General features: G+C 43.4%; 14 protein-coding genes. 3 read left to right on the plus strand and 11 right to left on the minus strand.

Annotation, left to right across the window (positions count from 1 at the left end):
* Positions 1-189 precede the first annotated feature (189 nt).
* From tnpC to AC0L4K_RS15810, 11 genes are all read right to left on the minus strand, one after another.
* On the minus strand, positions 190-1,716 hold the full coding sequence (tnpC, locus tag AC0L4K_RS15760) for an IS66 family transposase (RefSeq protein WP_473267106.1): 1,527 nt from the start codon (positions 1,714-1,716) through the stop codon (positions 190-192).
* A 24-nt stretch (positions 1,717-1,740) separates the two neighbouring features.
* Positions 1,741-2,091, minus strand: coding sequence for an IS66 family insertion sequence element accessory protein TnpB (gene tnpB, locus AC0L4K_RS15765; protein WP_473267105.1), 351 nt, complete (start codon positions 2,089-2,091; stop codon positions 1,741-1,743).
* Positions 2,091-2,384 (minus strand): IS66 family insertion sequence element accessory protein TnpA, encoded by a 294-nt coding sequence (tnpA, locus tag AC0L4K_RS15770; protein ID WP_473267104.1) that lies wholly within the window; start codon positions 2,382-2,384, stop codon positions 2,091-2,093. The genes tnpB and tnpA overlap by 1 nt, the downstream gene beginning before the upstream one ends.
* A gap of 720 nt (positions 2,385-3,104) precedes the next feature.
* Positions 3,105-4,853: a polysaccharide biosynthesis protein gene (locus AC0L4K_RS15775; protein ID WP_473267114.1), complete on the minus strand. Its 1,749-nt coding sequence runs from the start codon at positions 4,851-4,853 to the stop codon at positions 3,105-3,107.
* 219 nt (positions 4,854-5,072) lie between these two features.
* Positions 5,073-5,621: a sugar transferase gene (locus AC0L4K_RS15780; RefSeq protein WP_417223855.1), complete on the minus strand. Its 549-nt coding sequence runs from the start codon at positions 5,619-5,621 to the stop codon at positions 5,073-5,075.
* The gene (locus AC0L4K_RS15785; RefSeq protein ID WP_473267116.1) at positions 5,618-6,568 is read right to left on the minus strand and encodes a UDP-glucose 4-epimerase family protein; all 951 of its coding nucleotides are present in this window, start codon (positions 6,566-6,568) and stop codon (positions 5,618-5,620) included. The genes AC0L4K_RS15780 and AC0L4K_RS15785 overlap by 4 nt, the downstream gene beginning before the upstream one ends.
* The gene (locus tag AC0L4K_RS15790; RefSeq protein WP_473267117.1) at positions 6,565-7,191 is read right to left on the minus strand and encodes a glycosyltransferase family protein; all 627 of its coding nucleotides are present in this window, start codon (positions 7,189-7,191) and stop codon (positions 6,565-6,567) included. Before AC0L4K_RS15790 ends, AC0L4K_RS15785 begins: the two co-directional genes overlap by 4 nt.
* Positions 7,192-7,217: 26 nt before the next feature.
* Complete coding sequence (locus AC0L4K_RS15795) at positions 7,218-7,469, minus strand: glycosyltransferase (RefSeq protein ID WP_473267118.1); 252 nt, start codon at positions 7,467-7,469, stop codon at positions 7,218-7,220.
* Between the two features lie 69 nt (positions 7,470-7,538).
* Positions 7,539-8,300 carry a glycosyltransferase family 2 protein gene (locus AC0L4K_RS15800; protein WP_473267120.1) on the minus strand — a complete coding sequence of 254 codons (762 nt, stop codon included), beginning with the start codon at positions 8,298-8,300 and terminating at the stop codon, positions 7,539-7,541.
* Between the two features lie 12 nt (positions 8,301-8,312).
* Positions 8,313-9,020 carry a glycosyltransferase gene (locus AC0L4K_RS15805; protein ID WP_473267121.1) on the minus strand — a complete coding sequence of 236 codons (708 nt, stop codon included), beginning with the start codon at positions 9,018-9,020 and terminating at the stop codon, positions 8,313-8,315.
* 90 nt (positions 9,021-9,110) lie between these two features.
* A complete protein-coding gene (locus tag AC0L4K_RS15810; protein ID WP_473267123.1) occupies positions 9,111-10,346 on the minus strand; it encodes a glycosyltransferase in 1,236 nt (411 codons plus the stop codon).
* A 237-nt stretch (positions 10,347-10,583) separates the two neighbouring features.
* On the opposite strand from AC0L4K_RS15810, the gene AC0L4K_RS15815 reads away from it, so the two are divergent.
* The 3 genes from AC0L4K_RS15815 to AC0L4K_RS15825 are packed head-to-tail and all read left to right on the plus strand — an operon-like array spanning position 10,584 to position 13,256.
* Positions 10,584-10,982 carry a hypothetical protein gene (locus AC0L4K_RS15815; RefSeq protein ID WP_473267125.1) on the plus strand — a complete coding sequence of 133 codons (399 nt, stop codon included), beginning with the start codon at positions 10,584-10,586 and terminating at the stop codon, positions 10,980-10,982.
* The gene (gene mnmC / locus AC0L4K_RS15820) at positions 10,936-12,555 is read left to right on the plus strand and encodes a bifunctional tRNA (5-methylaminomethyl-2-thiouridine)(34)-methyltransferase MnmC2/FAD-dependent 5-carboxymethylaminomethyl-2-thiouridine(34) oxidoreductase MnmC1 (protein WP_473267127.1); all 1,620 of its coding nucleotides are present in this window, start codon (positions 10,936-10,938) and stop codon (positions 12,553-12,555) included. Before AC0L4K_RS15815 ends, mnmC begins: the two co-directional genes overlap by 47 nt.
* Positions 12,556-12,590: 35 nt before the next feature.
* Positions 12,591-13,256 (plus strand): CBS domain-containing protein, encoded by a 666-nt coding sequence (locus AC0L4K_RS15825; protein WP_417223841.1) that lies wholly within the window; start codon positions 12,591-12,593, stop codon positions 13,254-13,256.
* Positions 13,257-13,268 lie beyond the last annotated feature (12 nt).

Below are 13,268 nucleotides of genomic sequence, written 5' to 3' on the forward strand. Positions count from 1 at the left end.
TCCAATAGAAAAAGCTCGACTCAACTCTCTAATAGAGATGTATCGGTCGCAGGTTCAAGTCCTGCAAGGCCCACCACCTTCTACGAATACTCAATGGAAAGAGCTCGACTCAACTCTCTAGTAGAGATGTATCGGTCGCAGGTTCAAGCCCTACAAGGCCCACCACCTCCCATAAATATTCGTAAGCGGTCAGTTAACAACGTCTTGCAATGTGACATTCCAGGGTAGCAGTGCCTCGATTTGATCGATGCTTTTCGCTTTAGGCAGTTGCCCAAAGATATGGCGTAGGTATTGGTAAGGCTCCAGTTGATTGGCTTTCGCCGTTTCGATCAGGCTGTAGAGGTTGGCGCTGGACTTAGCACCCAGAACCGTGGCGCTGAAGAGCCAGTTTTTACGGCCGACCACGAAGGGACGGATCGCATTTTCTGCCGGATTATTATCAATGGCCAGGCGACCGTCTTTCGTGTAAACGGTGAGCTTATCCCAGTTTTTATCTAGATATGCCAGCGCTTTGCCGAGTACCCCCTTGGGTAACGTGCTGTACAAGGTATTATCCAGCCAGGCTCGGATCTTCTGAAGCTGCGGTACTGCCTCCTGTTGCCGGGTTTGATACCTTATTTCTGTACTTTCGGCTTTGATCTTTTTCTCGATGGCGTACAGTTTGCTAATCAAGCTGACGGCCATATGGGCTTTGCCCACTTTTTTATTTTTGCTGGCAGTCGCTTTCTGTACATCGATAAATTTGCGACGCACGTGCGCCCAGCACCCCAGCTGCGTGATAACCCCGTCCGAGCCCACGGCGTTGTAGCCGGCGTAATCGTCGGTTTGCAGGTAACCTTCATATCCCGCCAGTAACTGACAGGCGACCTCACCTTTACGGCTGTCCGCATAATGAAAGAGTCGTACCGGTTGCGTGGGTGGCCCGCCGACCCGCACCCACATGTAGGATTTACTGGAGGCCTCTTTATCAGGTTCTTTTAAAACCTGAACACTGGTTTCGTCGCAGTGCAGTACCGGATAGGCCAGCATCTTATCTTCTAATAAATTAAGCAATGGCTGGATCAGTTCACCTGCCTTGATCATCCAACTGGCCAGAGTGTTGCGAGGAATCTCAATACCGGAACGATTCAGTACCGCTTCCTGGCGATACAATGGCAATGCATCTTGGTATTTGCCGGTCGCAATATGAGCCAATAATCCGGGGCTGGCGTTACTTTTGGGGATGGGCTGTGGCGGCAGCGGCGCGGTTTTGACGCCGTCTTCACAGGCTGGACAAGCGTATTTTTTGCGCACGTTGACTAGTACCCGGATCTGCGCCGGAATGATGTCTAGTTGTTCACTGGTCGTTTCGCCGATCTCGGTGCGTTCATGACCGCAGGGACACTGCTTTTCAGGCTCGGACAGATCATGCTCAATACGCACGCGAGGCAGTTCCGCTGGCAGCGGTTTACGGCCGGGCTTGGCTTTTGGTGTTTTGGATTCGGTGTGCGCTGGCTCCACCTCATCTTCAGCAAGGTACGCCTCAACCACGACCGACAGCTCGGCTTCGTTGAACATGTCGTGCTGGTCGGGAGACTTTTCGCTACTGGCACCAAACTTCTTCAGTTTTTGCAGCCGCAGAGACTCTTCAAGCGCGGCGATGCGATTCGCCTGCTGCTCAATGATCTTTTTTAACGCCTCAAGGTCGTTTGGAAATTGTGTATTTACCGCGCTCATAGCGCGGATTTTAACATTGAATGCTCAGCTTACCGAGTCAAAATACAGGGGCTGATGAGGGCGATTGTTAAAAATATCGAAGCCATCTAATAGCCAGTTTAGCTCCTGACCGGTGAGGCTGAGTGTGTCTTCAGACTTGGGCCAGCGGAAACGCTGCTTCTCCAACCGCTTGTACCAGACGATAAAACCATTACGCTCCCAGCACAGCAGTTTAATTTTGTCGCGACCACGATTGCAGAACACAAACAGCGCATCCCTGCTGGGAGACAGCATCATTTCCTGCTCAACCAGCACGGACAGACCATCAATAGACTTACGCATGTCGACCGGTTCGGCATACAGGTAGACCTGCATACTGTCTGCGGGGCGAAGCATCAGTAGTCCTCCAGAGCGGCTCGACTCAGTAACGGTAATACATCGGCCAGAGTATGAACGGGCACTTCCAGGCGGATGCCATTAGGCAATGATACTCTGGCCTGTACATTTGGCTCCAGATCGACCGGTATGAATTTATGGCTGCGCTGGGTTTTACTCAAGCGGGTACGCCAATAGCCGAAGTTAGCGAGTTTCAGTCCGTGTTGCTTGCAATAGGCTGTCTGTGATTGTCCACTTCCTTGCCAACAGTCGATATGATTTTGCCAAAAAGTGCGTTTTTGTTCGGTCGTCATGGCGTTGCCCTCTGCTTACTGTGAGGGTGCAGGTTAGCGGGTAAGTCGCAAAGTTATTAGATGGGGTTTATTGATCGCTTACAAATATTCAACAGAAAAAGCTCGACTCAACTCGCTAATAGAGATGTATCGGTCGCAGGTTCAAGTCCTGCAAGGCCCACCATCTCCCATAAATATTCAATAGAAAGAGCTCGACTCAACTCGCTAATAGAGATGTATCGGTCGCAGGCTCAAGCCCTGCAAGGCCCACCACCTTCTACGAATACTCAATGGAAAGAGCTCGACTCAACTCGCTAATAGAGATGTATCGGTCGCAGGTTCAAGTCCTGCAAGGCCCACCACCTTCTACGAATACTCAATGGAAAGAGCTCGACTCAACTCTCTAATAGAGATGTATCGGTCGCAGGCTCAAGCCCTGCAAGGCCCACCACCTCCCATAAATATTCAATAGAAAAAGCTCGACTCAACTCTCTAATAGAGATGTATCGGTCGCAGGTACAAGTTCTGTAAAGCCGCCTTATTCCTATTATTAAATTAAAAAGCCTAACTCATACTGCACGCACAATAACCTGTAGCGAGCGAAGCGTTGTCGCGATTTCTACCCCAGTAAACAAAGGCTTTAGTCATATAAAGTTAAACTTTTCATCGGATAACAACAAACTGCAAACCCGGTATTTAAGTACTGCAACATATAAATGGCGGATTAGGCTTAACAGCATTCTATGAGTTTAAGACCGAACTATCTGATGCTATAGAGGAATGCATAGGGTCGACTATTGCGTGTTGCGGATCATAACCACTGACAGCTTCCAGCAGAAGCTGACGGACTTTGAAGTAATCGTAATGATCTAGAGAGTCCATCATGTTGACGAGTATTGGCTTAAGCTCGGACCATTCAAGCATCGCTTCTTCCGCCCGCATAATCATGGGATGCTCGGTTGCTTGCACATCATCCCCGATTAATAACTCTTCATAGAGTTTCTCGCCGTCACGCAGCCCAGTATAAATAATTTCAATATCACCATCCGGATTGTGCATATCTTTCACAGATAAACCCGCCAGATTAATCATCTGCTTAGCAAGATTTTTTATCTTGACTGGCTTACCCATATCTAAGACAAACACATCACCGGAAGCGCCCATTGAGCCCGCCTGTATCACCAAAGAGGAGGCTTCAGGTATCGTCATAAAATAACGGGTAATCTCCGGGTGAGTCACCGTTACCGGCCCACCCTCACTAATCTGCTGGCGAAACAGCGGAATCACCGAGCCTGAAGACCCTAAGACATTACCGAATCGCACCATAGCAAAACGCAAGCCACAACCTTGCTCTCGTTTGCTCAACGCCTGTAAGACCAGCTCAGCAAAACGCTTACTGGCCCCCATCACATTCGTTGGCCGCACCGCTTTATCGGTAGAAATCAACACAAAGTTATCAACACCACAAGCAATCGCCGACTCTGCAGCGTTCCAGGTACCTATCAGATTGTTACGTACACCGGCCACCACGTTAGCCTCGACTAACGGCACATGCTTATAAGCGGCGGCATGATAAATAGTGTTAACAGCATATTGGCGAATCACCCGTTTGAGGTAAGCCAAGTCAAGCACCGAACCTAACACCGGTACCAGTTTAATCGATTTCTCGCCATCCAGATTAGACAAAAACTTCTGTAACTCTTGCTCGATACAATAAAGCGCAAACTCTGATTGCTCATAGAGAATTAAAGTAGAGGGTCGCTGATTAATAATCTGACGACAAAGTTCTGAACCAATAGACCCGCCAGCCCCTGTTACCATAACACTCCGGCCTAGAATACAGGCATCAAGTAACGCCTTATCGGGTTGCACTTCTTCACGTCCTAGGAGATCGGCTATATCAACCTCACGAACATCACTCATGCTCACTTTGCCACCGGCAATATCAGACAAAGCCGGCAGGGTTAGCACCCTCAGTTGAAAAACACTTAACGAATCAACAATCGCTTTCCGGCGAAAACGGGACACCGAAGGAATCGCTAACAAAACCGAATCAATATCATAGCGCTCAATAAGCCCAGCAATATCGGTCGGACCATAAACCCTTAAATCATTAATATCCATGCCGTTAAGGGTTGGATCATCATCAATAAAAGCGATCGCTGAAAACTCACCCGACTCACCCAAGGCTGTCGCCAGCTGCCTACCCGCAGAACCAGCGCCATAAATCAGCACACGATCGGCATGTTGCTGCGCTTTACTATCGCCACCCGGAAATTGGTGAAGAATAACCCAGCGGGCAAACATTCGACTACCGCCAATCACTAATACTGCGACCAAACAGAAGATTAAAATAACCGATCGAGGGGTATTATATTCCAGCGCCATCATATAAACGCCAACAGCCCAAACCAGCACCGATAACGACACAGCCTTAATAACCGTCCACTGGGCACGATAACCAATGTAACGAATGATGGCCCGATACATACCCATCTTAATGAAAATGGGAATCGCAATAACTGGCGCTAGAAGGTACGCAGGCCAGTGCACGAAATTAACAGCGGTCCAGTCGCCATAACGCAGCGCATAACTGAACCAGCAGCAAATAGGTAAAACTAATAAATCAAATAAAACAAAAACGGCTTTTTTTGCTTTCGCGTAGAATTGAGTAATAGTTGCAACACAATTAATCCCTAAATTGTGAAATCATCGGACGCGATCACCCGAGCCTTGCCCTAACAACGTCAGCAAGAGATAACGAAAATAATCCTTCAATGATAACGTCTTAATCATACGAGCATCCCATTCAGCCAAGCGCTCAGGGGTCGACATATCAATTTCATTAACTTGAGCAAGCCCAGTTACACCGGGCCGAACATTATAGATACCCAACTTATCCCGTGCTTCTGTTAACACATCCTGATTAAACAATCCGGGCCTAGGCCCTACCAAACTCATATCTCCGACCAGCACATTCCACAGTTGAGGTAATTCATCAAGTTTGGTACGTCGTAAAAAATGACCAAAGCGGGTAATAGAGGCTCTGTCCGCAAGATGCGTTGCAACTGAGGCTGTATTCGTTTGCATAGTCCTAAACTTGAAAAGAGTAAAAGGCTGTTTATAGCGCCCGACACGCTGCTGGCAAAAAATTGGTGAGCCTGTATCAAAGAAACCAACCAACATTAACCCCAACAGTAATGGAAGTCCAAAAGTTAACCCTATCAACGCAAAAACAATATCAAAAAAACGAATCACTTATCACGCCCCGTATCAAAACACCGCCGAAGCCCCTCTTCCACTGAAATTGGAGGACTCCATCCAAGCATATCACGGGTTTTACTGATATCTACCTGCAAAGAATCTAACAAGCGATCCGCAATGTCTTTTTTTCCTAATAGCCTAGCAGCAAAACGCAACCAACTCTCTGGCACAGGAAAAAGCCGACTAGGCTTACCCATGGCGACAGCTATTCCTCGCAAAAGCTCAGATGTCGACAGATCTTCACCGTCACCAGCTAAAAAAACCTCATTAGCCGCCGCAGGATGATCGATGCAAGTCACAATCAGATCAACCAAATTATCAAGCGCCACGAATGAACGTTTATTGTGGATAGCACCTAGAGGCAAGGGAATGCCTTTTTCAACTAACTGGATCATCCTCAAAAAATTAGCCTTAACACCGGGGCCATACACTAAGGGTGGACGAATGATGACCACCTCCATATTAGTGTCTGCCCCTAACTGCATCAAACCTAATTCAGCAAGCCATTTTGACCTAGCATAGGGCCCTATAGGGTTAAACTGATCATTGGCCTTAAAAGGCTTATCGACAGCAGTAGACTCACCTAGCACCTTTACGGTACTGATAAAAATAAATCGTTTAACACCGGCGGATGCCGCTTGACGAGCCAAGTTAAGTGTACCCTTGGCATTCACATCACTGTAATGCTCAATCGAATTAGCATCATTCTCGTTGATCACATGCGCAATAGCCGCGGTATGTATAACAGCATCAACATCCTGAACCGCTGCTTGCCAATCAGTATTCGCACCCATATTACCGACATTAACCACCGAGCCACCAAAAGAAACTAACGCTGTACTACCCCGTGAAGAAATGACAACATCACAACCCAAAGCTGATAAACGAAATACCAAATTTGAGCCAAGAAAGCCAGTAGCACCGGTGACTAAAAGCTTCATGTCTTCCTTACTCCAAGAATAAGAGTTATCAATAACACCATAACAACATATAAGCGTTCAACAGGTTTTCGACGAAGTTCATTACTTTGCAACAACAAACAGAAAACATCTCTTCGGGAAAATAGATTATATTTTGTAAATTCGGCATTTGAAGGCAAAATATCTATCAATTGATTGACTTGAGTAACACCATCAAAAAAAACATATTTAGCGCGCTTAAATAAAGAGGAAAATGTTGTATTGACGCCCACCTGATTATTTTCATGCTGCCTGTAATCCAGACAAGGCACAGAATCGATGAGCCACGAATATCCTTGAGATCGAGCAAAAGCATACAGCAGCCAATCATGTAAAATCACATTGTTAGTCGCAGGGGTTTTACGTAAGAAATCTTGAAAATCAGCTGCAAGCTTTTGATTCATAACGTAAGTACAGCCAGGCCCAGCGGCTTCAAAAAAGTAATCAAGTTTTCGCTGAGGTTGTGCTTTATCAATTAATCGACGTCGACCGTCAGCCCAGAAAGCGACAACATTACTTGAATAGGCATCAAAATTCTTTGACTTTATACTTTGGATTGCTCTAGAGAGTTTGTCTGGATACCAGATATCATCCTGATCAGACAAAGCAATATAATCAAATTCCTTAAAATCTACATCTCTAAATAGCCTAAAAAATTCTTTGCAGCTCCACCAAACTTTTCGCCATAGGGTAGGACTATAACATTATCTCTTTCACTTTCTAGCTGACGACACCATTGATAAGTTTCATCCTGCGATAAGTCAACACTGATAAATATCATAGCGTTAACATCAACTTGATTAACAATCGACTCAACCTGCTCTTTAATGTAGTCAAAACCATTATAGGCAGCTAATAAAATTGCACAACTGTTATATTCCAAAAATCTTCCTCAACAACTAAATAAAAAGCCACCTACCTATTCAATAAATAAACTTCCTTAATAAAATCTTTACTTCCAAAAAAAATGCTTTATTAATGAAAATAAAAAAAGAAAGGGAACCATAAGATATAAAGAATATTTAACTCTAGATACTCTCAAGTACATTTTCATTTCACCTAGCCTCATCTTAAATCGAGCATGACTTAGCCCCCCGGCCGTTAGAGAAGGTCTTCCAAGCACAACCAAAGGCAAAGATAAAAAATAAACAGGAACGTATAAGGAAGTACGCATCCACAACTCATGGTCTTCAGAATATCGCAATGTTTCATCAAAATAAAAAAAAGCGGACTTCTTAACAACAACAGAAGGTGTAACTGAAAAGTTTTTTAATAAAATACTACATGAAGCAATACGCTTATTATCGCATTTACAATCCAGAAAATCATAATTGAAATTATCAAAAAGTGTAAATTCATGACCTAAAATCAATATACCATTTCCCACCATTTCTCTAATTACTATCTCTAGCTTTTGCGGATGCCAAAAATCATCAGAATCTAAAAATGCTATATATTCGCCAGTAGCATTTTTTACTCCAATATTTCTTGCAACAGAAACACCTTTATTTACTTGCGATATCATATTAATGGTACGTTTAAAGTAATAATTCCGACTAATATCTTGAACAATCAAAGATGTTGAATCATATGACCCATCATCAACGACAATAATTTCAATTTCATCTTGATATGTTTGCAAAACAACGGACTCAATACATTCAAGAATAGAATATTCAGAATTATAAGCAGGAATAACAACTGAAACTTTCATAAGCTAAAACCACTATAACTTTTTATAATTTTTAAGCAAACGAGCAATAAAAATAAAAATACTAATAAATCTCTTTTTAGTTTCCATTTGTATTCTGAAGTTTTCGGTAAGAGACCCTAATAAATCTTTTGAACTAACACCCGAAGTAGAAAATTCACCAGCAACGAAGTCAGCTCTATTTACCTCTCCTCCATTTTCAACTACTGTCTTTATAAATAAATGATCAGCCGCGATGGGTAGTCGATTTGAATAAAAACCAAACCGATCATGCAGTGATTTTTTAAAAACGGACCCAACAGCATGACCTGACACATATGCACATTGATTATTCACCAAAGGAAAACCATTTTTTGGCCTTACCATTTTACCATTAACATCAATCATCGCGGCAATAATATCCGCATTACTCTTTTCAATTTCAATCAAATATTTTTCTACGGCATCTCGATATAAAATATCATCAGCGCCAACAACTAAATAATAATCATTAGAAATCAAACCAATACCTTTATTAAGCGCATCATAAATACCAAAATCCTTTTCAGAAATAAATTTCATATTGAGCGACTTAATATCGTTCAAATATTCCACAGTTCCATCAGATGAGTTTCCATCAACCACAATCCATTCAAAATCTTTTGACGTTTGTTCCTCTAAACTTGAAACAAGCTTTGGAAGAAATCCTAATGCATTATAGGTTACAGTAATAACTGAGAGCATCACAAAAAACCCAAAACCAAATAAAAATCACTTATATAACAGAAAAAACTTTCAAAAAACAATATCAATATATAAAATAAACAAAAACTATCAGCTTTTATCTAAAATCATATTGTAAAGTTCATGATATTTCTTCGATATAATCCCATTATCAAAACTAGATACCGACTTCTGTCGGGCATTATCACTAAGCGTTAGCCAGTTTGGGTTTTTTGCAACCCACTCAATGCCTACTGCTAAATCCTCTACATCATATGGATAGGCTTTATAACCATTAATCTTATGATCAACAATATCTTTTGGTCCTGTTGCATCGAAGCAAACAACAGGTATACCACACGCCATCGCCTCTGCAATTGTCTTTCCAAATGCCTCCATAATACTTGGAGCAACAAAAACATCAGCCACAGAATATATTAACCTCAATGTTAGTATATCGTTAATAAACCCTAAACTTTTAAACTCAAATTCAATTTTATTTTCTATTTCACAAGAAACACTACCAAAAAAACAAACAAAGTATTCATCAGAGTTAAGGTACTGCAATGCTTCCAACGCTTTAGATATACCTTTATAATAATCATCAAGAGACTGAGCACCTAATAATAATATTTTTTTATTTGTTTTTATTCCAATAATTGACTTACCCATCTCTTTTTCAACAGCAAAAAAATCATTGGTATCAATATTATTTGATATAGTTCTTACATCAAAACCGGAGAAAACATAACTATTCTTTGCTTGATCACTTATCCATTCACTTATACCTACTACTTTTATACTTTTAGGTAAGTATTTCTTCTTTCTTGCAATTATATAACTTGATAAATCATATTTTCTAGTTGAACCAAGCTGAGGGCATGCGCCACACCCATCAATATATTTATCACAACCCATTGAATAATGACACCCTCCAGTCATAGGCCACATGTCACGCAGAGTCCACACGATAGGTTTTTTTATTTTCTTTAATATTTTAACATTCACAAAACCAGCATTTATCCAGTGTAAATGGATAATATCAGCCTTTCTATACTCCTTAGTATTTGTAAAATCATAGCCTAGAACCCCAACACTAAAGATAGTACTCGGCTTTTTCCTATAAAATCTAGTAGGAAAACCATCTAACTTAGCACGTAACAAGGCTAAAAACTTTTCAAATTCATTTTCGGAAATTGATTTAATGAAAGGTTTATCCTCTAACAATTCACTCGTGATCAATATTTGTGATTCTATACCCTCACGAATTAAACCCAGATGTAATGAATACGCCCCTTTAGCAGCCCCTCCGGACAAGTTCCCAGCTACTAAGTGCAATACATTCATAATCATCTCCTACTGTTAAAATATATAAAACCCCACTTTAAAATAAATTATATAACACAATCACTTTTTACCTAACATAACCCCTTTACCACTCATACAAGATACCAGTAGTGTAATCGAATCAGCCCAAAAAAGTTCAAGTAAAAAACAAATGACACATATAATATACGTTTTCACTTATAAAAAAAGCCACAGAACCACTATAATAACGCCACAAATCCATTAACAATGATCACAATGCCTAAATTTTGCTCATCAACCCTCAATTGGTTGTCAGACACACCGACATCTCCGTTATTTGAAGACATCTACTTCTCCATCGATGATGGCTTGGCCGAAACCAAGCACGTGTTTCACGATAGCAACCAACTCACCGAACGCTTTGCGACAGCTAATACCTTCACGATCGGCGAAACGGGCTTCGGTACGGGGCTTAACTTTCTTGCCACTTGGAAGCTGTTTAACGAACAATCCGCGGCTGACGCCAAGCTACATTTCATCAGTGTTGAGAAATATCCCATCACTAAGAATGATCTGGTAAAAGCCCTCGCCCTATGGCCAGAGCTTAGCATGTTCTCTGAGCAACTGATTGTCCAGTATCCATGTCATTCACCGGGATTTCATCAACTTTTTTGATGACGATCGTATTACGCTGACCTTGATGCTGGGTGATGCGGTTGATTGTTATCGTCAGCTCGACGCTCAAGTAGATGCCTGGTTCCTTGATGGTTTTACGCCAGCAAAAAATCCAGAGATGTGGTGCCCTGAACTATTTCAGCAACTCGGTCGGCTCAGTAAACCTGAGACAACCTTTTCCACCTTTACTTGTGCAGGCGTAGTTAAGCGCGGTATGCGAGATGTGGGATTTACGGTAAAAAAAGTAACCGGCTTTGGTCGTAAACGAGAGATGTTCGTGGGCACTTTTACCGCAGACAAACCTGATTCACATCCGCCGGAAAGCCCTGCATGGGCGCGATTGCCACTAAAACACAGCAGTGAGAAAACCGCTATCGTGATCGGTGCAGGTATCGCGGGCTGCTCAACGGCCCATTCATTAGCTAAGCGTGGCTGGAAAGTGACCCTTGTGGATAAGAATTCACAGATTGCCGCTGAAGGCTCAGGCAATCATCAAGGTGCTCTGTATGCAAAGCTGCCGATTGAGCCAATCCCAACCAGCCGTATCCATCTATCAGGCTTTCTGTATAGCAGTCATTTTCTGACGCAGAACCTAGCTAATCGCAACGATATCTGGTCACCCTGCGGTTTATTACAGCTAGCCGCTCATGAGAAAGAACAGGCCAAGCATCAGAAACTGACTGAGTCCGGTAACTACCCTAACTCCGTGGTTCGCTATGTCGAGCAGCGGGAAGCGTCTGATATTGCGGGCACCGCTGTGAGTAACAGTGGTTTGTTTTTTCCTGAAGCCGGCTGGGTGACGCCACCACTGCTGTGTCAGTGGTTATGCGAGCACCCAAACATCACGGTCATGACTAACACCCAGATCAATCGACTTGTACGGGATGATCATCAATGGCATTGCTATACCCAACATGGACAAGCACTATCAGCAGCGGTGACCGTTATCGCCTCCGCTGCCGACAGCGTCTATTTCGAGCAAACTAACCATCTGCCGGTACAAAATATCCGTGGGCAGGTATCTATCACCCATGAACACTCCGGTTTGCCCGCTCTCAAGACCGTCCTATGTAGCGAAGGCTATATTTCACCCCCTCAAGAGGGCCGCTATTGCTTTGGTGCAACCTTCGATCTTAAAGATGCAGCAACGGATATCCGCGAATCAGGCCACCAGCATAATCTTGAAAAAATCTCGAACATGGCTCCCCACCTCGGCACAGCACTGACGCAATATCATAGCCAAAATACCTTAAACGGCCGTGTCGGTTTCCGTTGTGCCTCACCCGACAAACTGCCGATCGTTGGCCCAGCTCCAATCTATAGCGCTTTCATAGAGGATTATGCTCGGCTACGGCACGATGCAAAAAACCTAATTGATACAGCACCTCAACACCATCAGGGACTCTTTGTTAACCTTGCTCATGGATCTAAAGGGCTTATTAGTTGTCCTATTAGTGGAGAGCTTATCGCTGCGATGCTTGAAAACGAACCGTTACCGCTGGAAAAAGAGCTAATCGATAAACTCAATCCGGCAAGGTTCATCATCAAGAATTTGATCAGACGGGCGATATAGTACTTATCATTCAGTTATGGCAGTAGTGAATCGTTATGGCATTGGTTATTTACGATCAGGGTTATCGTATCAAGACACCGGTTAAATCATTATTTATGCCTGGCGGCGTAGAGCAGACGGGTGCGTCAGCAAATACAGCACCCGCCGGCGGTGAACGAGACCATGAAAAAGAGATGGTCGACCAAGCCCAGCATCATGAAACCAGCCCCAGCATCCAGGGAAATGCTCGCAAAGCGGCCTCTGCTTATAGCCAAACCGGCGGCGATGACGCTAACTTAGTCAAGCCGCGCTCCTATATTCCGGCTTCACTGGTCATGTCATACCCGATACAGACCGTACTGGAAGGCAGTAAAATTCAATCAACCTTATACAAAATGAAACAGTATTCCATCAGCCATCTACTGGTGCTCTCCGGTACGGGTCGATTGATGGGAATCGTCACCGAAAAGCTACTGTTACAATATCTTAGCTATCAAGGGGCTCAACCACATAGTATCGAAGACACCATTGATCGCTGCTATTCAAAACAAGTCATCACTGCGACACCAGACACGAATATCCGACAATTAGCTGTCAGCTGTGTCGAACATCAGCTTAGCTGTATTCCAGTTGTCGATGAAAACGGTAACCTGAAAGGGATCATCACCCGCACGGATTTATTACAATCGCTCATCAATAACGAGTGGTTAGATAGCCGTTAAACACGCGGCTAT

The sequence above is a fragment of the Amphritea sp. GJ51-11 genome, assembly GCF_055808735.1.